Source organism: Kineococcus indalonis, assembly GCF_009906395.1.
Taxonomy (GTDB): Bacteria; Actinomycetota; Actinomycetes; order Actinomycetales; family Kineococcaceae; genus Kineococcus; species Kineococcus indalonis.
Genome location: NZ_JAAALM010000017.1, coordinates 1 through 20418, shown reverse-complemented (window position 1 = coordinate 20418; position 20418 = coordinate 1). Strand labels below are relative to the sequence as shown.

The window sequence follows — 20418 nt, the reverse complement described above, 5'->3', positions numbered from 1 at the left end:
GGTGGGTGGGTGGCCGGCCTGCTGGTGACCGGCGTGGTGCCGGCGGGAGGTGTGGACCTCCCGCCGGCTCCCGGGGCGCCTACTCCCCGCGGACCTTCTTCACGATCTCCTCGGCGACGTTCCGGGGAACCTCGGCGTAGTTGGAGAACTGCATCGTGTAGACCGCGCGACCCTGGGTCTTGGACCGCAGGTCGCCGACGTAGCCGAACATCTCCGACAGCGGGACGGTCGCCTTGACGACCTTCGCACCGCTGACGTCCTCCATGGACTCGATCTGCCCACGGCGGGAGTTCAGGTCGCCGATGACGTCGCCCATGTAGTCGGCGGGCGTGCGCACCTCGACGGCCATGACGGGCTCGAGCAGCACCGGGTCGGCGCGCTTGACGGCCTCCTTGAGGACCATCGAGCCCGCGATCTTGAACGCCATCTCCGAGGAGTCGACGTCGTGCGCGGCACCGTCGAGCAGGCTGGCCTTGATGCCGACGAGCGGGTAGCCCGCCACGACACCGAGCTGCATGGCGTCCTGGATGCCGGCGTCCACGGAGGGGATGTACTCGCGCGGGACGCGGCCACCGGTGACCTTGTTCTCGAACTCGTAGAACTCCCCGTCGGAGGTGTCCAGCGGCTCGATGGTGACCTGGACCTTGGCGTACTGGCCGGACCCACCCGTCTGCTTCTTGTGGGTGTAGTCCATCTTCTCGACCGCGCGGCGGATGGTCTCGCGGTAGGCGACCTGCGGCTTGCCGACGTTCGCCTCGACCTTGAACTCGCGCTTCATGCGGTCGACGAGGATGTCGAGGTGGAGCTCGCCCATCCCCTTGATGATCGTCTGGCCGGTCTCCTGGTCCAGCTCGACCTGGAAGGTCGGGTCCTCCTCGGCCAGGCGCTGGATCGCGGTGCCCAGCTTCTCCTGGTCGCCCTTGGTCTTGGGCTCGATGGCCACCGAGATGACCGGCTCGGGGAAGGTCATCGACTCCAGCACGACCGGCTGCTGCGGGTCGGACAGGGTGTCGCCGGTGGTCGTCTCCTTGAGGCCGATCATCGCGTAGATGTGGCCCGCACGAGCCTCGTCGACCGGGTTCTCCTTGTTGGAGTGCATCTGGAAGAGCTTCCCGATGCGCTCCTTCTTGCCCTTGGTCGAGTTGACGACCTGCGAGCCGGCGGCGATGCGCCCGGAGTACACGCGGACGTAGGTCAGCTTCCCGAAGAACGGGTGCGCGGCGACCTTGAAGGCCAGCCCGGAGAAGGGCTCCTCGGCGTCGGAGTGGCGGATGATCTCCACCGACTCGTCGCCGACCTTGTGCCCGACCATCGGCTTCACGTCGAGGGGCGAGGGCAGGTAGTCGATGACCGCGTCGAGCATGGGCTGCACGCCCTTGTTCTTGAACGCGGAGCCGCAGAAGACCGGGTAGACCTCGGAGGCGACCGTCAGCTTGCGGACGGCGGCCTTGATCTCCTCGACCGTCAGGTCCTCGCCGCCGAGGTACTTCTCCAGCAGGGTCTCGTCGGTCTCGGCGACGCGCTCGACGAGCTTCTGGCGGTACTCCTCGGCCTGCGCCTGCAGGTCGGCCGGGATCTCCTCGACCTGGTAGTCCTCGCCCTTCTGGGCGTCGCCGCTCCAGGTCAGGGCGCGCATCTGGACCAGGTCCACGACGCCGGAGAAGGAGTTCTCCGCGCCGATGGGCAGCTGCATCACCAGCGGCTCGGCGCCCAGGCGCTCGACGATGGTGCGCACGGTGAAGAAGAAGTCCGCGCCGAGCTTGTCCATCTTGTTGACGAAGCAGATGCGGGGGACGTCGTACTTGTCCGCCTGCCGCCACACCGTCTCGGACTGGGGCTCGACGCCCTCCTTGCCGTCGAAGACGGCGACCGCACCGTCGAGGACGCGCAGCGACCGCTCGACCTCGACCGTGAAGTCGACGTGGCCGGGCGTGTCGATGATGTTGATCTGGTTGCCCTCCCAGAAGCAGGTGGTGGCGGCGGAGGTGATGGTGATCCCCCGCTCCTGCTCCTGCTCCATCCAGTCCATCGTCGCCGCGCCGTCGTGGACCTCGCCGATCTTGTAGTTGATCCCCGTGTAGAAGAGGATCCGCTCGGTCGTCGTGGTCTTGCCGGCGTCGATGTGGGCCATGATGCCGATGTTGCGGACCTTGGTCAGGTCCGTCAGCACGTCCTGTGCCACGGTTTACTGCCTCTTCCCTGGGATCGAGGGGGTGAGTCGGCGAGGTACCGCTGGGATCACCAGCGGTAGTGCGCGAAGGCCCGGTTCGACTCGGCCATCTTGTGGGTGTCCTCACGGCGCTTCACCGCGGCGCCGAGGCCGTTCGAGGCGTCGAGGATCTCGTTGAGCAGGCGCTCGGTCATCGTCTTCTCGCGGCGCTGGCGGGCGTAGCCGACCAGCCAGCGCAGGGCCAGCGTGGTCGAGCGGCTCGGGCGCACCTCGATCGGCACCTGGTAGGTCGAGCCGCCGACGCGGCGGGAGCGGACCTCGAGGGCCGGCTTGACGTTGTCCAGGGCGCGCTTGAGCACGACGACCGGGTCGGTGCCCGTCTTGCCGCGGGCGCCCTCGAGGGCGCCGTAGACGATCGACTCCGCGACGGACTTCTTGCCGTCCAGGAGGATCTTGTTGACGAGCTGCGTCACCAGCGGGGACTGGTAGACGGGGTCCACCACGAGGGGACGCTTGGGGGCGGGGCCCTTGCGCGGCATCAGCTCTTCTCCTTCTTCGCGCCGTAGCGGCTGCGCGCCTGCTTGCGGTTCTTCACGCCCTGCGTGTCCAGGGAACCGCGGACGATCTTGTAGCGGACGCCGGGGAGGTCCTTCACCCGGCCGCCGCGCACCAGGACCATGGAGTGCTCCTGGAGGTTGTGCCCCACGCCGGGGATGTACGCGGTCACCTCGATGCCGCTGGTGAGCTTCACGCGCGCGACCTTGCGCAGCGCGGAGTTCGGCTTCTTGGGGGTGGTCGTGTACACGCGCGTGCACACGCCGCGGCGCTGCGGGCTGCCCTTCAGGGCGGGCGTCTTGGTCTTGACGACCTTGTCCTCCCGGCCCTTGCGGACCAGCTGCTGGATGGTGGGCACCCTGTCTCCGTCTGTCGATCTCGTTCGTCGGCTCTGCTGCTCGGGACGCGCCGCTCGTCGTGAGCCGGCGCTCGACTCCCCGCCGACCCACGAGGTCGGGCGTGTCGTTCGGTCGAGGGCCCGAGCCGGTGACGTCCTGTCACCTGATCGCGGGCACGCTCGTGTCAAGCGCACACGAGCCTACCCGCCGCAAATGAGGGGGTCAAAACGAGCCCCCCGGGCACGGTCGGACAGCGGGGAGCCGCCGGTGGGCGGCGCCCCGCGAGGCCCCGCCCCGTCCCCGCGCCGGGTGGCGCGGGGACGGGGCGGGGCCGGTGGCGTCAGCGGTAGTCGCTGCTGCCGTAGTCGAACTCCTCCAGCGGCACGGCCTGGCCGGAGCCCACGCCGAACTGCGCGTAGTCGACCTCGTCGTAGCCGGGCACCGAGTACATCTGCGCCTTGGCCTCCTCGGTCGGCTCCACCCGGATGTTGCGGTAGCGGGGCAGCCCCGTGCCGGCCGGGATGAGCTTGCCGATGATGACGTTCTCCTTGAGGCCCAGGAGCGGGTCGCTCTTGCCCTCCATGGCGGCGTTGGTCAGCACGCGCGTCGTCTCCTGGAAGGAGGCCGCGGACAGCCACGAGTCCGTCGCGAGCGACGCCTTCGTGATGCCCATCAGCTCCGGGCGGCCGGAGGCCGGCTGCCCGCCCTCCGCCATGACCCGGCGGTTCTCCTCCTCGAAGCGCGCGCGCTCGACCAGCTCGCCGGGCAGCAGCTCGGAGCCGTTCTGCTCGATGATCGTCACCCGCTTGAGCATCTGGCGGACGATGACCTCGATGTGCTTGTCGTGGATCGACACGCCCTGGGAGCGGTAGACCTCCTGCACCTCGTCGACCAGGTGCATCTGCACCCGGCGCGGGCCGAGGATGCGCAGGATCTGCTTGGGGTCGACCGCGCCCTGGACGAGCTTCTGCCCGACCTCGACGTGCTGGCCGTCCTCCACCAGCAGGCGCTGGCGGCGGGTGACCGGGTAGGCGACCTCCTCCGAGCCGTCGTCGGGCGTGACGACGATGGAGCGGCCCTTGTCGGTCTCCTCCACGCGGACCCGGCCGGGCGCCTCGGTGATCGGGGCGTTGCCCTTGGGGGTGCGGGCCTCGAAGAGCTCGACCACGCGCGGCAGGCCGTGCGTGATGTCGCCGGACTCCGACGCGGCACCACCGGTGTGGAAGGTGCGCATCGTCAGCTGCGTGCCCGGCTCGCCGATCGACTGGGCCGCGACGATGCCGACGGCCTCGCCGATGTCGACGAGCTTGCCGGAGGCCAGCGAACGGCCGTAGCAGCGGGCGCAGGTGCCGACCCGGGACTCGCAGGTGAGCACCGAGCGGACCTTGACCGACTCCACCCCGCGGCGGACCAGCTCGTCGATGACCACGTCGCCGAGGTCGGCGCCGGCGGCCAGCGCCACCTCGCCGTCGGCCACCACGTCGGTGGCCAGCGTGCGGGCGTAGACGCTCGTCTCGACGTCGTCGTGGCGGCGCAGCGAGCCGTCCGCGTTGCGCTCGGCGATCGGCATCTCCAGGCCGCGGCTGGTGCCGCAGTCGTCCTCGCGCACGATGACGTCCTGGGAGACGTCGACGAGGCGGCGGGTGAGGTAGCCGGAGTCGGCGGTGCGCAGCGCGGTGTCCGCCAGACCCTTGCGGGCGCCGTGCGTGGTGATGAAGAACTCACCCACGGTCAGGCCCTCGCGGAACGAGGCCTTGACCGGGCGGGGGATGATCTCGCCCTTCGGGTTCGCCATCAGGCCGCGCATGCCGGCGAGCTGACGCATCTGCATCCAGTTGCCTCGCGCACCCGAGCTCACCATGCGGTGGATCGTGTTGTGCGTCGGCATCGCCTGCTCGAGGTCCTTGGCGACGTCGTTCGTGGCCTGGGTCCAGATCTCGATGAGCTCCTGGCGGCGCTCGTCGTCGGTGATCAGACCGCGCTCGTACTGCTGCTGGACCTTCTCGGCCTTGGCCTCGTAGGTCTCGAGGATGGCCTGCTTGTTCGGCGGGGCCACGACGTCGGCGATGGACACGGTGGTGCCCGAGCGGGTGGCCCAGTGGAAGCCGGCCGCCTTCAGGGCGTCCAGGGTCGCCGCGACCTGGACCTTCGGGTAGCGCTCGGCGAGGTCGTTGACGATCGCCGACAGGCGCTTCTTGTCCACGACCGCGTTGACGTACTCGTAGTCCACCGGCAGGGCCTCGTTGAGCAGCGCGCGGCCCAGGGTGGTCTCGACCACCAGGTCCTCGCCCTGCTGCCAGCCCTCGGGCAGCTGCATGGCCGCGGTGGGCACGACGCCCGACAGGCGGATGCGCACCTTGGCGTTCAGGTGCAGCTGGCGCGCGTCGAAGGCCATGATCGCCTCGGCGAGCGAGGAGAACTGCCGGCCCACGCCGTCCACGTCGTCCCGGTCGGCGGTCAGGTGGTAGATGCCGATGATCATGTCCTGGGTGGGCATGGTCACCGGACGGCCGTCCGCCGGCTTGAGGATGTTGTTGGACGAGAGCATGAGGATGCGGGCCTCGGCCTGCGCCTCCGCGCTCAGCGGCACGTGCACGGCCATCTGGTCGCCGTCGAAGTCCGCGTTGAAGGCGGTGCACACGAGCGGGTGGATCTGGATGGCCTTGCCCTCGACCAGCTGCGGCTCGAAGGCCTGGATGCCCAGGCGGTGCAGCGTGGGCGCGCGGTTGAGCAGCACCGGGTGCTCGGTGATGACCTCGGACAGGACGTCCCAGACCACCGGGCGGGCGCGCTCGACCATGCGCTTGGCCGACTTGATGTTCTGCGCGTGGCTGAGGTCGACGAGCCGCTTCATGACGAAGGGCTTGAAGAGCTCCAGCGCCATCTGCTTGGGCAGGCCGCACTGGTGCAGCTTCAGCTGCGGGCCGACCACGATGACCGAGCGGCCCGAGTAGTCCACGCGCTTGCCGAGCAGGTTCTGGCGGAACCGGCCCTGCTTGCCCTTGAGCATGTCGGACAGCGACTTCAGCGGGCGGTTGCCCGGGCCCGTCACCGGCCGGCCGCGGCGGCCGTTGTCGAAGAGGGCGTCGACGGCCTCCTGCAGCATGCGCTTCTCGTTGTTGACGATGATCTCGGGCGCGCCGAGGTCGAGGAGGCGCTTGAGCCGGTTGTTGCGGTTGATCACCCGGCGGTAGAGGTCGTTCAGGTCGGAGGTCGCGAAGCGGCCGCCGTCCAGCTGCACCATCGGGCGCAGGTCCGGCGGGATGACCGGCACGCAGTCCAGGACCATGCCCTCGGGCGAGTTGCGCGTGGTCAGGAAGGCGGAGACGACCTTCAGGCGCTTGAGGGCGCGGGTCTTGCGCTGGCCCTTGCCCGTGGCGATCGTCTCGCGCAGGGACTCGGCCTCGGCGTCCAGGTCGAAGCTCTGCAGGCGCTTCTGCAGCGCCGCCGCGCCCATGCCGCCCTCGAAGTACATGCCGAAGCGCTCGCGCATGGCGCGGTAGAGCACCTCGTCGCCCTCGAGGTCCTGGACCTTGAGGTTGCGGAAGCGGTCCCACACCGCGGTCAGGCGGTCGATCTCGGCGTCGGCGCGACGGCGGATCTGCGCCATCTCGCGCTCGGCCGACTCGCGCACCTTTCGGCGCACGTCGGACTTGGCGCCCTCGGCCTCGAGCTCGGCCAGGTCCTGCTCGAGCGTCTTGGCGCGGGCGTCTACGTCGGCGTCGCGGCGGTTCTCCACCTCGCGCTTCTCGACCTCGATCTGCGCCTCGAGCGAGGAGTGGTCGCGCTGGCGGCCCTCCTCGTCGACCCACGTGATCATGTAGGCGGCGAAGTAGATGACCTTCTCGAGGTCCTTGGGCGCCAGGTCCAGCAGGTAGCCCAGGCGGCTCGGGACGCCCTTGAAGTACCAGATGTGCGTGACCGGCGCGGCCAGCTCGATGTGGCCCATCCGCTCACGGCGCACCTTGGCGCGGGTGACCTCCACGCCGCAGCGCTCGCAGATGATGCCCTTGAAGCGCACGCGCTTGTACTTGCCGCAGTAGCACTCCCAGTCCCGGGTGGGACCGAAGATCTTCTCGCAGAAGAGCCCGTCCTTCTCCGGCTTCAGGGTGCGGTAGTTGATGGTCTCCGGCTTCTTGACCTCACCGTGCGACCACGTGCGGATGTCGTCCGCCGTGGCCAGCCCGATGCGCAGCTCGTCGAAGAAGTTGACGTCGAGCAACGTGATCTTCTTTCTGTCGTGTCTTGAGGTCTGACTCATCCGTGGGGCTCACGGGCCCCGTTGGCCGGCGGCGGCGGGCCGGGGGCGCTCCCCCGGCCCGCACCCGTCAGACCTCTTCGACGCTGCTCGGCTCGCGCCGAGCCAGGTCGATGCCCAGCTCCTCGGCCGCCCGGAAGACGTCCTCGTCGCTGTCGCGCATCTCGATGGCCATGCCGTCGGAGGACAGGACCTCCACGTTCAGGCAGAGCGACTGCATCTCCTTGATGAGCACCTTGAAGGACTCGGGGATGCCCGGCTCGGGGATGTTCTCGCCCTTGACGATCGCCTCGTAGACCTTCACGCGGCCCAGGACGTCGTCGGACTTGATGGTCAGCAGCTCCTGCAGGGCGTAGGCCGCGCCGTACGCCTCCAGGGCCCAGACCTCCATCTCGCCGAAGCGCTGCCCGCCGAACTGCGCCTTACCACCGAGCGGCTGCTGGGTGATCATGGAGTAGGGGCCGGTCGAGCGGGCGTGGATCTTGTCGTCCACCAGGTGGTGCAGCTTCAGGATGTACATGTAGCCGACCGCCACCGGGTCCGGGAACGGCTCCCCGGAGCGGCCGTCGAACAGCCGCGCCTTGCCGTCGCCCTGCACGAGGCGGTCGCCGTCGCGGGTGGGCAGCGTGGAGGCCAGCAGACCGGTGATCTCCTGCTCGCGCGCACCGTCGAAGACGGGCGAGGCGATGCGGGAGCCGGCCGGCGCCTCGCGGATCTCCTCGGGGATCAGCTCGGCCCAGTCCGGGGCGCCCTCGATCTGCCAGCCGCGCGAGGCGATCCAGCCCAGGTGCAGCTCCAGGACCTGGCCGACGTTCATCCGGCTCGGCACGCCGAGCGGGTTGAGGATGACGTCCACCGGGGTGCCGTCCTCGAGGAACGGCATGTCCTCCACGGGCAGGATCTTGGAGATGACGCCCTTGTTGCCGTGGCGGCCGGCGAGCTTGTCGCCGTCGGTGATCTTGCGCTTGTTGGCGACGTAGACGCGCACCAGCTGGTTCACGCCCGGGGGCAGCTCGTCGCCCTCCTCGCGGTCGAAGACCTTCACGCCGATGACCGTGCCGGTCTCGCCGTGGGGCACCTTCAGCGAGGTGTCGCGCACCTCGCGCGCCTTCTCGCCGAAGATCGCGCGCAGCAGGCGCTCCTCGGGGGTCAGCTCGGTCTCGCCCTTGGGCGTGACCTTGCCGACGAGCAGGTCGCCGTCGCGCACCTCGGCGCCGATGCGGATGATGCCGCGCTCGTCCAGGTCGGCCAGGACGTCCTCCGCGACGTTGGGGATGTCGCGGGTGATCTCCTCCGGCCCCAGCTTGGTGTCGCGGGCGTCGACCTCGTGCTCCTCGATGTGGATCGAGGACAGGACGTCGTCCTGCACGAGGCGCTGCGACAGGATGATCGCGTCCTCGTAGTTGTGGCCCTCCCACGGCATGAACGCCACGAGCAGGTTGCGCCCCAGCGCCATCTCGCCGCCGTCGGTGGACGGGCCGTCGGCCAGCACGGTGCCGACCTCGACGCGGTCGCCCTCGCCGATGACCACGCGCTGGTTGTAGGCGGTGCCGTGGTTGGAGCGGCGGAACTTGGCCACCCGGTAGGTGGTCGTGGTCCCGTCGTCGTTGCTGACGGTCACCAGGTCCGCGGAGACCTCGGTGGCCACGCCGGCCTTCTCGGCGACGATGACGTCACCGGCGTCGACCGCGGCGCGGAACTCCATGCCGGTGCCCACCAGCGGCGCCTCGGTCTTGACCAGCGGCACCGCCTGGCGCTGCATGTTGGCGCCCATGAGCGCGCGGTTGGCGTCGTCGTGCTCGAGGAAGGGGATCATCGCGGTGGCGACGGAGACCATCTGCCGGGCCGCGACGTCCATGAAGTCGACCTCGTCGCGCGGGACGAACTCGGTCTCGCCGCCGCGGGCGCGCACGAGCACGCGGGCCTCGGCGAAGGTGCCGTCCGCGTTCAGCGGGGCGTTGGCCTGCGCGATGACGAAGGCGTCCTCCTCGTCCGCGGTGAGGTACTCGACCTCGTCCGAGACGACGCCGTCGACGATCTTGCGGTACGGCGTCTCGATGAAGCCGAAGGGGTTGATGCGCCCGTAGGAGGACAGCGAGCCGATCAGGCCGATGTTCGGGCCCTCGGGGGTCTCGATCGGGCACATGCGGCCGTAGTGCGAGGGGTGGACGTCGCGGACCTCCATGCCGGCGCGGTCGCGCGCCAGACCGCCGGGGCCCAGCGCCGACAGGCGGCGCTTGTGGGTCAGGCCCGCCAGCGGGTTGGTCTGGTCCATGAACTGCGACAGCTGGCTCGTCCCGAAGAACTCCTTGATGGAGGCCACGACGGGGCGGATGTTGATCAGCGTCTGCGGCGTGATGGCCTCGACGTCCTGGGTCGTCATGCGCTCGCGCACGACGCGCTCCATCCGGGACAGGCCGGTGCGGACCTGGTTCTGGATGAGCTCGCCGACGCTGCGCAGGCGGCGGTTGCCGAAGTGGTCGATGTCGTCCACCTCGACGCGCACGTCGACCTGCTGGCCGTTGCGCACGCCCGGCATCGCGGTCTCGCCGGCGTGCAGCTTCACCAGGTACTTGATGGTGCGCACGATGTCGTCGACGGAGAGGACGCTGCTGGTCAGCGGCTCCTCCATGCCCAGCTTCTTGTTGACCTTGTAGCGGCCGACCTTGGCCAGGTCGTAGCGCTTGGGGTTGAAGTACAGGTTGTCCAGCAGGTTGCGCGCGGCCTCCTGCGTGGGCGGCTCGCCCGGGCGCAGCTTGCGGTAGATGTCCAGCAGCGCGTCCTCGACGCCGGAGGTGTGGTCCTTCTCCAGCGTGGCGATCATGGGCTCGTAGTCCGCGAACTCCTCGCGGATCTGCGACTCGCTCCAGCCCAGGGCCTTGAGCAGGACGGTGACCGACTGCTTGCGCTTGCGGTCGATGCGCACGCCGACGGTGTCGCGCTTGTCGATCTCGAACTCGAGCCAGGCGCCGCGCGAGGGGATGACCTTCGCGCTCCAGGTGTCGCGGTCGGAGGTCTTGTCCGGCACGCGCTCGAAGTACACGCCCGGGGAGCGGACCAGCTGCGAGACGACGACGCGCTCGGTGCCGTTGATCACGAAGGTGCCGCGGTCGGTCATGAGCGGGAAGTCGCCCATGAAGACCGTCTGGCTCTTGATCTCGCCGGTGTTGCCGTTGATGAACTCGGCGGTGACGAAGAGCGGGGCCGCGTAGGTGAGGTCGCGCTCCTTGCACTCGTCCAGGGAGTACTTGGGCGGCTCGAAGCGGTGGTCGCGGAACGACAGCGACATGGAGCCGGAGAAGTCCTCGATCGGGGAGATCTCCTCGAAGATCTCCTCCAGGCCCGAGGTCATCGGCACGTCCAGGCCGCCCTCGCGGGAGGCGGCGACGCGGTCCTGCCAGCGCTTGTTGCCGAGCAGCCAGTCGAAGCTGTCGGTCTGCAGCGCCAGGAGGTCGGGGACCTCCAGGGGCTCGCGGATCTTGCCGAAGGAGTACCGTCCGGAGACGGTCAGAGCAGAGCTGTTGCCTGGTGCGGACGCTGTGCGCGAGGCGGCCAAGAGGGGTCCTTCCACGGGCCTGCGAACGTGACACGCGCTGACCTGCCCCGCTCGGTCGTCCCACTGGTCGACGACCGGCCATATGACTGAAGGCAGCGCAAAACAGCAAGGTACCCCGTGAAGGCGCGACTGTCCAGCCCCTGCACGGGGCGCAGTCGACGCCGGCGCTCGGACCGGGCGACGACCGTGTCGCGCCGGGCGGAACGTGATGACAACCGCTGACGAGGATGGTCCCCCGCCGCCCCCGCGTCAAGGCGATCCGCCGGACCTGGGGACGGCGTGTCGCGCCGGGGCCGTGCGGCGGGCGCCGGGGGGAAGCACGGAGGGGCGGCCGGACGGGTGTCCGGCCGCCCCTCGCGGCGGCGTCCCGGGCCCTCTCAGGCCCGGGAGGGGGTCACTTGAGGGTGACGGTGGCGCCGGCGCCCTCGAGCTGCGCCTTGGCCTTCTCGGCAGCGTCCTTGGCGACCTTCTCGAGGACGGGCTTGGGGGCGCCGTCGACGAGGTCCTTGGCCTCCTTGAGGCCGAGGGAGGTCAGCGCGCGGACCTCCTTGATGACGCCGATCTTCTTGTCGCCGGCGGACTCGAGGATGACGTCGAACTCGGACTGCTCCTCGGCGGCCTCGGCCGGGGCGCCCGGGGCGCCGCCGGCGGCGGCCACGGCCACGGGGGCGGCGGCGGTGACGTCGAAGGTCTCCTCGAACTTCTTCACGAAGTCGGAGAGCTCGATGAGGGTGAGCTCCTTGAACGCGTCGAGCAGCTCGTCGGTGCTGAGCTTCGCCATGGTGGCGGTCCTTCCTAGTGGTGGGGGATCCCGCGGTTCACTGCGGGAGGCGGTGCGGTGCGGTGCGGGACGCTCAGGCGTCCACGGCCTCGGCCGCGGGGGCCTCGGCCGGCGCAGCGTCTGCGGGGGCGCCCGCAGCCTGCTTCTCCCGCAGCGCTTCCACGGTGCGGACGGTCTTCGACAGCGGCGCCTGGAACAGGGCCGCGGCCTTGGCCTGGGACGCCTTGAGGACGCCCGCGACCTTGGCCAGGAGCACCTCGCGGGACTCCAGGTCGGCCAGGGCGGTGACGTCCGCGGCGCTGATCGCGCGGCCTTCGAGCACACCGCTCTTGACGATCAGCTGGGGGTTGGTCCTGGCGAAGTCACGCAGGCCCTTGGCAGCCTCCACCGGGTCACCGGCGATGAAGGCGATCGCGGACGGGCCGGACAGCTGGCCCTCGAAGGCCGTGACACCGGCCTCCTTCGCCGCGATGCTGGCGAGCGTGTTCTTCAGGACCGCGTAGGTCGTGTCAGGACCCAGCGAACGGCGCAGCTCGGTGAGCTGCGACACGGTCAACCCCCGGTACTCGGTGAGCACCGCAGCGTTGGAGTCCTGGAACAGCGCCGTGATCTCCTTCACGGCAGCGACCTTCTCCGCCTTCGCCATGCGTGCCCTCCCTTCCTCGTCTCGGGGGCCGGTCGGGGCCCAGACGCACGAAACGCCCCGGCGCAGGAGCGCGGGGGCGTCGGACCGGGACCTCGGGAGGACCTGGAAGGAGCTCTCGCACCTGCGCTGGTCGCCCGTGGTCGGGACCTTCTGCCACCCCCTCCGTGCGGAGCGGGCGACGACCGGCGGTCTTCGGTACCCCTCGATCCTACACGCCGCGCCGGGGTGCTGCCGACCACGCTGCGTGGCCACCGCCGGCCCGGCACGCCACGGGGGCGGGGCCCCGCAGGGCCCCGCCCCCGTGGACGGTCGCGCGCTCGGCGCGGCGGGCTCGCCTCAGGCGGAGACGGGCTCCTCGGTCAGGCCGCGGGTCAGCGCCGGGTCCACGGGGATGCCCGGGCCCATCGTCGTGGTGATCGTCGCCTTCTTCAGGTAGCGGCCCTTGGAGGACGACGGCTTCAGCCGCAGCACCTCGTCCAGGGCGGCGGCGTAGTTCTCGACGAGCTGGGTGTCGTCGAAGGACGCCTTGCCGATGACGAAGTGCAGGTTGGCGTGCTTGTCGGTGCGGAACTCGATCTTGCCGCCCTTGATCTCGGTGACGGCCTTCGCGACGTCCATGGTCACCGTGCCGGTCTTCGGGTTCGGCATCAGGCCGCGCGGGCCCAGCACCTTGCCCAGGCGGCCGACCTTGCCCATGAGGTCGGGGGTCGCCACGGCGGCGTCGAAGTCCAGGCGGCCCTTGGCGACCTCGTCGATCAGCTCGTCGCCGCCGACGATGTCGGCGCCGGCGGCCTCGGCCTGCGCGGCGCGCTCGCCCACGGCGAACACCAGCACGCGGGCGGTCTTGCCGGTGCCGTGCGGCAGGTTCACGGTGCCGCGGACCATCTGGTCGGCCTTGCGCGGGTCGACGCCCAGGCGGAAGGCCACCTCGACGGTCGCGTCGTACTTGGTGGTGGACGTCTCGCGGGCCAGCTTCACGGCCTCGAGCGGGGCGTACAGGGTGTCCGCGTCGATCTTCTCGACGGCGGCGCGGTAGGCCTTGCTGCGCTTCACTGCTGCTCCTCTGGGTCGGGTGAGGGTCGTGGTCGACGGGCCGCGCGCGGCCCTGCCACTGCGGTGCGGCCGGCCCGGTCGGGCCGGCCGCGGGGGTCTCGTCAGTCGGAGACGGTGATGCCCATCGACCGGGCGGTGCCGGCGATGATGCGGGCCGCCATGTCGACGTCCTTGGCGTTGAGGTCCTGCAGCTTCTGCTCGGCGATCTCGCGCACCTGGGCCTGCGTGAGGTTCGCGACCTTCTTGGCGTGCGGCTCGCCCGAGCCCTTGTCCACGCCCGCGGCCTTCTTGATGAGCTCCGCGGCCGGCGGGGTCTTGGTGACGAAGGTGAAGGAGCGGTCCTCGTAGACCGTGATCTCCACCGGGATCACGTTGCCGCGCTGCGCCTCGGTCTGGGCGTTGTAGGCCTTGCAGAACTCCATGATGTTCACGCCGTGCTGACCGAGCGCGGGGCCGATCGGCGGGGCCGGCGTGGCCTGACCGGCCTTGATCTGGAGCTTGATGAGGCCGGCGACCTTCTTCTTGGGGGGCATGCGCGATCCCTTCTCAGGCTGGGGGTGGCCGTATCGGTGCCCGCGGATCGGGCGACGACGGGTTGAGGCCGTCGTCCATCTTACGCGCAGGCGCGCGGGCGGGGCGCACGGCGAGCGAGCCCCCGGCCGCGGGGGCCGGGGGCTCGCTCGGGGCGGGACGCCGTCAGATCTTGGCGACCTGGTTGAAGTTCAGCTCCACGGGCGTCTCGCGCCCGAAGATCGAGACCAGCACGGTGAGCTTCTGGCGGTCCGCGGAGATCTCCGAGATGGTCGCGGGCAGGGTCTCGAAGGGGCCCTCCATGACCGTGACGGACTCCCCGACCTCGAAGTCCACGACCCGGGGGGCGGCGGCGGCGCTGCCGCCCCCGGCCGCGGCGCCCCCGGCGGCGGCGCCCTTGGGCTTCTGCTGCAGCGTCGGGGCCAGCATCGAGAAGACCTCGTCGGTCGACAGCGGCACGGGCTGGTGGGTGTTGCCCACGAAGCCGGTCACGCCCGGGGTGTGGCGCACCGCGCCCCACGACTCGTCGGTGAGGTCCATGCGGACCAGCACGTAGCCGGGGATGCGCACCCGGCGCACGTTCTTGCGCTGGCCGTTCTTGACCTCGACGACCTCCTCCATGGGCACCTCGACCTGGAAGATGTAGTCCTCCATGTTGAGGCTGGTCATGCGGGTCTCGAGGTTGGTCTTCACGCGGTTCTCGTAGCCGGCGTAGCTGTGGATGACGAACCACTCGCCGGGCATGCGCCGCAGCTTCTTGCGGAACTCCTCGGCCTCGTCGACGTCCACGTCGGCCTGGTCGGCCTCGTCGGCCAGGCCCACCGGGTCGCCGTCGATCGGGCCGGCGGCGCTCAGGTCGCCCGCCTCCTCGCCCTCGGGGGCGCCCACGGCGTCGGGCAGCGGCAGGTCCGGGGTGTCGGCGGCCTGCTCCTCGCGCGCCTCGTCGTCGGCCTCGGCGTCGGCGCGCACGTCCTCGGCGTCGTAGCCGGTCAGGGAGGCGTCGGCCTCGAGGCGCTCGTCCTCGTACTCGCCCACGGGCACGGGCGAGGGCTCCTCCGCTGCGCTGAACACCTCGTCGCGCTCCGCGGCGAACGGCTCCTCGCCCTCCGGGGTGTCGTCGGGACCCCACTGCTGCGACACGGTGCTGACCTGCTTCCTTCGGGTTGGGGACTCCGCGCACCGCGGCGGTGCGCCGCCGTCCGTCAGGACCCGAACACCAGCAGGACGAGCTTGCCGATGCCGTAGTCCAGGACGGACACCAAGAGCATCATCACCACGACGAAGACCAGGACGACGCCCGTGTAGCTCAGCAGGTCCCGGCGGGTGGGCCAGACGACCTTGCGCAGCTCCTCGACCACCTGGCGCAGGAAGAGCAGCACTCCGCCGCGGCGCTTGGCCGCCGCACGGTCCGCGGCCTTCGTCTCGCTCACGTCGACCTGCTCCCCACCGACTCCGGTGCTCGACTCGCCTGGTGCTGGCCGCTGCGCGCGCAACGGCGGGCGCGTCCCCGGGGGAACGCGGGTGGTGCTCGCAGGGCAGGAGGGACTCGAACCCACAACCGCCGGTTTTGGAGACCGGTGCGCTACCAATTGCGCCACTGCCCTGAGCGGTTCGGCGCACCCCGGGGGGCGCGCTCCACCTCGGCGGGACGGGCCCGCCACGGAGCACTGTAGGCGAGAACACGGCGCGGAGTCGAACCGCCCCGCACGGCGGGGTGCCAGGATGGGCCCGTGTCCGCCCCGAGCGCCCCCACCCGCACCCGAGTGTCCGCCCGCGTCGCCGGCATCGCCGAGTCCGCGACCCTGGCCGTGGACGCCAAGGCCAAGGCGCTCAAGGTCGCCGGCCGCCCCGTGATCGGCTTCGGCGCCGGCGAACCGGACTTCCCCACCCCCGAGGCGGTCGTCCGGGCCGCCGCGGCCGCCTGCACCGACCCGGCCAACCACCGCTACACCCCCGCCGGCGGGCTGCCGGTGCTGCGCGAGGCGATCGCGGCCAAGACGCTGCGCGACTCCGGCCACGAGGTGCAGCCCTCCCAGGTGCTCGTCACCAACGGCGGCAAGCAGGCCGTCTACGAGACCTTCGCCGCGCTGCTGGACCCGGGCGACGAGCTGCTGCTGCCCGCCCCCTACTGGACCACCTACCCCGAGGCCGCCCGGCTCGCCGGCGGCGTGCCCGTGGAGGTCTTCGCCGGCATCGAGCAGGGCTACAAGGTCACCGTCGAGCAGCTGGAGGCCGCGCGCACCCCGCGCACCAAGGTGCTGCTGTTCAACTCCCCCTCCAACCCCACCGGCGCGGTCTACACCCCCGAGGAGGTCCGCGAGATCGGGCGCTGGGCCGACCGGCACGGCCTGTGGGTGGTCACCGACGAGATCTACGAGCACCTCGTCTACGACGGCCGGCGCGCGGCGTCGATGCCGGTGGAGGTCCCCGAGCTGGCCGAGCGCTGCGTGGTGCTCAACGGCGTCGCCAAGACCTACGCGATGACCGGCTGGCGGGTGGGCTGGCTCCTCGGCCCCGCCGACGTCGTCAAGGGCGTGGCCAACCTGCAGTCGCACCTGACCTCCAACGTCGCCAACGTCTCCCAGCGCGCCGCGCTCGCCGCGCTGACCGGCGACCTGAGCGCCGTGGCGAGCATGCGCGAGGCCTTCGACCGCCGCCGCCGGCGCATGACCGAGATGCTCTCCGCGATCGAGGGGGTGCGCTGCCCGCTGCCCGAGGGGGCCTTCTACGCCTACCCCTCCGTCGAGGAGCTCATCGGCAGGACGCTGCGCGGCACGCCGATCACCTCCTCCGCGCACCTGGCCGAGCTGATCCTGGCCGAGGCCGAGGTCGCCGTGGTGCCGGGCGAGGCGTTCGGGCCCAGCGGCTACCTGCGCCTGTCCTACGCGCTGGCCGACGCCGACCTCGAGGAGGGCGTGGGGCGCGTGCAGCGCCTGCTGGCCGAGGTCGAGTGAGCGGGCCCGGTGCGGCGGGGGCGCCCCCCCGCACCGGGCCGCCGGCGCGCGCGACGCGCCCGGCGCGCGGCGCAGGGGCCGGCGCGGGCAGACTCGCTCGTCGTGACGCGCCCGCTGCAGACGCTGCCCAAGGCCCACCTGCACCTGCACTTCACCGGGTCGATGCGCCCCTCCACCCTGCTGGAGCTGGCGCAGCAGCACGGGGTGCGCCTGCCCGCGGCGCTGTCGGGGCAGCAGGTGGTCTCCGTCTCGCCGGACGCGCGCGGCTGGTTCCGCTTCCAGCGCCTGTACGACGCCGCGCGCGCCTGCGTGCGCACCGCCGAGGACATGCGGCGCGTGGTGCTGGAGGCCGCCGCCGACGACGCCGCGGAGGGCTCGCGCTGGCTGGAGCTGCAGGTCGACCCCACCTCCTACGCCGTGCACGTGGGCGGCACCACCCCGGCGCTGGAGGTCGTGCTGGACGCCGCGCGGGAGGCCACGGCCCTGACGGGCACCGCCGTGGCGGTCGTGGTGGCCGCCAGCCGCGTGCGGCACCCGCTGGACGCGCGCGCCCTGGCCCGGCTGGCCGCCCGGTACGCCGGGGAGGGGCCGGGCACGGTCGTCGGCTTCGGGCTGTCCAACGACGAGCGGCGCGGCAGCACGGCAGACTTCGCCGGGGCCTTCGCGATCGCCCGGCGCGCCGGGCTGGCGTCGGTGCCGCACTCCGGGGAGCTGCTGGGCCCGGCGCACGTGCGCGAGACGCTGGCGGTGCTGCACCCGGACCGCCTCGGGCACGGGGTGCGCTGCGCGGAGGACCCCGAGCTGCTGCGCCGGGTGGTGGACGCGGGCGTGGCGCTGGAGGTGTGCCCGGCGAGCAACGTCTCGCTGGGCGTGTACGGCGACCTGGCGGCGGTGCCGCTGCGCGCGCTGCTGGCCGGCGGGGCCGCCGTGGCGCTGGGCGCGGACGACCCGCTGCTCTTCGGCCCGCGGCTGGTGGCGCAGTACCGCAGCGCCCGCGAGGACCACGGCCTGGACGACGCCGCGCTGGCGGGGCTGGCGAAGGCCTCGATCAGCGCCTCGCGCGCCCCGCGGGCCACCCGCCGGGCCCTGCACGCGGGGGTGGACGACTGGCTGGCGACCTCGCCGGAGGCCGCGGAGGGGCTGACGGGAGCCGCCGCGACGTGATTGACTCAATGAGTCGAGTCAATCGGTCGTGGAGGTCGCCGTGTTCGCCGGTCTCGCCCTCGGGGTCCCGCTGCTGCTGAGCCTGGTGCTGGTCGCGGTCGCGACGGCGCTGGCGGTGCACCACCGCGTGCCCGCCGCGGAGCTCACCGCCCCCGCCGCCGGCGCCCGCCGCCGGGGGGACGCGTGGACCGTGCTCGCCGCGGCCACCGCCCTGGGCACCGCCGCCGCCTGCGTGGCCGGCGCCCGCTGGGCGCACGACGAGCGCCTCGTGGCGGTGTCCCCCCTCGCAGCCGCGGCCGCCTACGCCGCCGTCGCCCTGACCGCCGAGGCGACGTGGCCGCGGCCCACCGCCCGGGTGCGCAGCGCCCGGCTGCTGGTGCGCTCCGTGCGCGACGGAGCACCGGGGGGCCTGCTCGGCGGTGCGCTCGCCGCAGGGCTGCTGCTCGCCGCGGTGTGCGCGCTCGGCAGCGCGCTCGGCGCCCCGGACGGGCGTTCCGTGGAGTGGAGGTCCCCCGACGGCGTGGCGGTCTGGAGCGCCGCGACCTTCCCCGGCGCCGCCCTGACCGCTCCCGTGGCCGCCGCGGGGCTCGCGGTGGCGGTGCTGACCGCCGCCGTGCTGCACCGGGTGCCCGCTCGTCCCGCGGTGCCCGGAGCGGACGAGGGCACCGACGAGGCGCTGCGCCGGGTGGCGGCGCACCGCGTGCTGCGCACCTCGACCGCCGCCGCCGTGCTGACCCTGGCGGGCCTGCTCTTCGCCGCCGGCGTCAGCGGGCAGCTCGGCGGCACGTACCAGGTGGCCGAGGGCGTCCGGCGCACCTCCGAGCCCGCGCTCGGCTGGCGGGTGGCGGCGGACGCGGCGCTGTGGACGGGCCCGCTGCTGGTCCCTGTCGCCCTCGCCGTGCTGTTCCGGCCCGCCCGCGGCCTGCGGCGGCACCGCGCGACGGCCGGTGCCGCGTGAGCGGGCTGCGCGTCCTCGTCGACACCGCCTCCCCGGTGCCCGCGTACGAGCAGCTGCGCCGGCAGGTGGCCACCCTCGTCACCACGGGGGCGCTGCGCAGCGGCGACCGGCTGCCGGCGGCGCGGGCGCTGGCCGCGGACCTCGGTCTGGCGCTGGGCACCGTGCAGCGCGCCTACCGGGAGCTGGAGCTGGCCGGGCTGGTGGTCTCCCGCCGGCGCACCGGCACCGTCGTCACCGCCTCCGCCGCGCCGGTGGCCGAGGAGGTGCGCTGGGCGGCGGAGGGGTACGTGGAGCGGGCCCTGCAGGCCGGGCTGGCGGGTGAGGAGGTGCTGGACCTGGTGCGCGACGCGCTGCTCAGAGCGAGCAGCCGACGAGCACCGGCTCGTTGACGATGCGCACCCCGAAGCGCTCGCGGACCCCCGCGGCGACCTCGCGGGCCAGCGACAGCAGGTCCTCCGCGCGCGCCGAGCCGCGGTTGGTGATCGCCAGGGCGTGCTTGGTGGACAGCGTCGCCGGCCCGGGGGCGCCGTACCCCTTGCCGAAGCCGGCGTGCTCGATGAGCCAGGCGGCGCTGGTCTTCACCAGCGCCTGGCCGTCGGCGCCGGTGCCCGCCGGGTAGCGCGGCGCGCCCTCCGGCAGCGCGGCGGCCTCGGCCGCGGTGAGCACCGGGTTGGTGAAGAACGACCCGGCGCTCCAGGTGTCGCGGTCGTCCAGGTGGGCCTCGTCCCACACCATGCCCTTGCCCTCGCGCAGCGCCAGCACCGCGGCGCGCACCTCGCCCATCGGCACGCGCGCACCCACCGGCACGCCGAGGCGGCGGGCCAGCTCGGCGTACCCGAGCGGGGCGGAGCGGTCGTCCAGGGGCAGCTGGAAGGTCACCTCGAGCACGACGTAGCGGCTCTCGGGGTGCTCCCCCGCCAGCGCCACCCGCTCGGTCTTCAGCCGGGAGGTGCGGTACCCGAAGCGCAGGTCGGCGGCGGCGAAGGTGCGCTGGCGGTCCGCCACGCGGTCCCAGGTGCGCACGGCGGCGACGGTCTGCGAGACGTCCTGGCCGTAGGCGCCGACGTTCTGCACGGGGGTGGCGCCCACGGTGCCGGGGATGCCGGACAGCGCCTCCACCCCGGACCAGCCGTGCGCGACGGCGCGCGCGACGAGCGCGTCCCAGCGCTCCCCCGCCGCGGCGGTGACCACCGCCCCGCCGCAGGCGTCCTCCGAGCCCAGGCGCACCCCGGAGGTGGCGACGCGCACGACGGTGCCGTCGAAGCCGGCGTCGGCGACGAGGAGGTTGGAGCCGCCGCCGACGAGCAGCAGCGGCTCGCCGGCGGCGTCGGCGGTGCGCACGGCCTCGACGAGCTCGGCCTCGGTGCGCGCTTCGACGACCCGGCGGGCCGGGCCGCCCACGTGCAGCGAGGTCAGCGGCGCGAGGAGCGGGCCGTCGGGCGCACCGGGGGGCG

At 72.2% G+C, this 20418-nt stretch carries 16 protein-coding genes and 1 tRNA gene; 4 read left to right on the top strand and 13 right to left on the bottom strand.

Annotation, left to right across the window (positions count from 1 at the left end; translation table 11 throughout):
- Positions 1–79: 79 nt before the first annotated feature.
- The 12 genes from fusA to GTR00_RS02060 all read right to left on the bottom strand — a co-directional run bounded on the left by fusA (position 80) and on the right by GTR00_RS02060 (position 15492).
- Positions 80–2182, bottom strand: a complete 2103-nt coding sequence (gene fusA, locus GTR00_RS02115; RefSeq protein ID WP_166610005.1) for an elongation factor G — start codon at positions 2180–2182, stop codon at positions 80–82.
- 56 nt (positions 2183–2238) lie between these two features.
- On the bottom strand, positions 2239–2709 hold the full coding sequence (gene rpsG / locus GTR00_RS02110; protein ID WP_166610004.1) for a 30S ribosomal protein S7: 471 nt from the start codon (positions 2707–2709) through the stop codon (positions 2239–2241).
- Entirely contained in the window at positions 2709–3083 is a 375-nt protein-coding gene (gene rpsL, locus GTR00_RS02105) for a 30S ribosomal protein S12 (protein WP_012084987.1), read from the bottom strand. The genes rpsG and rpsL overlap by 1 nt, the downstream gene beginning before the upstream one ends.
- Positions 3084–3403: 320 nt before the next feature.
- A complete protein-coding gene (locus GTR00_RS02100; RefSeq protein ID WP_166610003.1) occupies positions 3404–7285 on the bottom strand; it encodes a DNA-directed RNA polymerase subunit beta' in 3882 nt (1293 codons plus the stop codon).
- 106 nt (positions 7286–7391) lie between these two features.
- On the bottom strand, positions 7392–10877 hold the full coding sequence (gene rpoB / locus GTR00_RS02095; RefSeq protein ID WP_166610002.1) for a DNA-directed RNA polymerase subunit beta: 3486 nt from the start codon (positions 10875–10877) through the stop codon (positions 7392–7394).
- A gap of 394 nt (positions 10878–11271) precedes the next feature.
- The gene (rplL, locus tag GTR00_RS02090) at positions 11272–11658 is read right to left on the bottom strand and encodes a 50S ribosomal protein L7/L12 (RefSeq protein ID WP_166610001.1); all 387 of its coding nucleotides are present in this window, start codon (positions 11656–11658) and stop codon (positions 11272–11274) included.
- A gap of 73 nt (positions 11659–11731) precedes the next feature.
- Positions 11732–12304, bottom strand: coding sequence for a 50S ribosomal protein L10 (rplJ, locus tag GTR00_RS02085; RefSeq protein WP_166610000.1), 573 nt, complete (start codon positions 12302–12304; stop codon positions 11732–11734).
- 336 nt (positions 12305–12640) lie between these two features.
- Complete coding sequence (rplA, locus tag GTR00_RS02080) at positions 12641–13357, bottom strand: 50S ribosomal protein L1 (protein WP_166609999.1); 717 nt, start codon at positions 13355–13357, stop codon at positions 12641–12643.
- Positions 13358–13458: 101 nt separating this feature from the next.
- Positions 13459–13890, bottom strand: a complete 432-nt coding sequence (gene rplK / locus GTR00_RS02075; RefSeq protein ID WP_166609998.1) for a 50S ribosomal protein L11 — start codon at positions 13888–13890, stop codon at positions 13459–13461.
- Positions 13891–14053: 163 nt separating this feature from the next.
- Positions 14054–14881 (bottom strand): transcription termination/antitermination protein NusG, encoded by an 828-nt coding sequence (gene nusG, locus GTR00_RS02070; protein ID WP_407659575.1) that lies wholly within the window; start codon positions 14879–14881, stop codon positions 14054–14056.
- Between the two features lie 209 nt (positions 14882–15090).
- Complete coding sequence (secE, locus tag GTR00_RS02065; RefSeq protein WP_166609996.1) at positions 15091–15318, bottom strand: preprotein translocase subunit SecE; 228 nt, start codon at positions 15316–15318, stop codon at positions 15091–15093.
- Positions 15319–15419: 101 nt separating this feature from the next.
- Positions 15420–15492, bottom strand: a tRNA-Trp gene (locus GTR00_RS02060).
- Between the two features lie 126 nt (positions 15493–15618).
- Here GTR00_RS02060 and GTR00_RS02055 point away from each other — a divergent pair.
- The 4 genes from GTR00_RS02055 (at position 15619) to GTR00_RS02040 (ending at position 19353) form a co-directional block, all read left to right on the top strand.
- Positions 15619–16842 carry a pyridoxal phosphate-dependent aminotransferase gene (locus GTR00_RS02055; protein WP_166609995.1) on the top strand — a complete coding sequence of 408 codons (1224 nt, stop codon included), beginning with the start codon at positions 15619–15621 and terminating at the stop codon, positions 16840–16842.
- Between the two features lie 102 nt (positions 16843–16944).
- Positions 16945–18006 (top strand): adenosine deaminase, encoded by a 1062-nt coding sequence (locus GTR00_RS02050; RefSeq protein WP_166609994.1) that lies wholly within the window; start codon positions 16945–16947, stop codon positions 18004–18006.
- A gap of 40 nt (positions 18007–18046) precedes the next feature.
- Complete coding sequence (locus GTR00_RS02045) at positions 18047–18964, top strand: hypothetical protein (protein ID WP_166609993.1); 918 nt, start codon at positions 18047–18049, stop codon at positions 18962–18964.
- A complete protein-coding gene (locus tag GTR00_RS02040) occupies positions 18961–19353 on the top strand; it encodes a GntR family transcriptional regulator (RefSeq protein ID WP_166609992.1) in 393 nt (130 codons plus the stop codon). Before GTR00_RS02045 ends, GTR00_RS02040 begins: the two co-directional genes overlap by 4 nt.
- Here the strand turns inward: GTR00_RS02040 and GTR00_RS02035 are convergent.
- Positions 19319–20418: UDP-N-acetylmuramate dehydrogenase (locus tag GTR00_RS02035; RefSeq protein ID WP_323132143.1), on the bottom strand; the 1100-nt coding region annotated here is incomplete at its 5' end. The two genes, GTR00_RS02040 and GTR00_RS02035, sit on opposite strands and share 35 nt — an antisense overlap.

Excerpts from the sequence above, each read along its gene's own strand:
- rplL (WP_166610001.1), bottom strand. The coding sequence starts at position 11,658 with ATGGCGAAGCTCAGCACCGACGAGCTGCTCGACGCGTTCAAGGAGCTC.
- rplK (WP_166609998.1), bottom strand. The coding sequence starts at position 13,890 with ATGCCCCCCAAGAAGAAGGTCGCCGGCCTCATCAAGCTCCAGATCAAG.
- rplJ (WP_166610000.1), bottom strand. The coding sequence starts at position 12,304 with ATGGCGAAGGCGGAGAAGGTCGCTGCCGTGAAGGAGATCACGGCGCTG.
- rpsG (WP_166610004.1), bottom strand. The coding sequence starts at position 2,709 with ATGCCGCGCAAGGGCCCCGCCCCCAAGCGTCCCCTCGTGGTGGACCCC.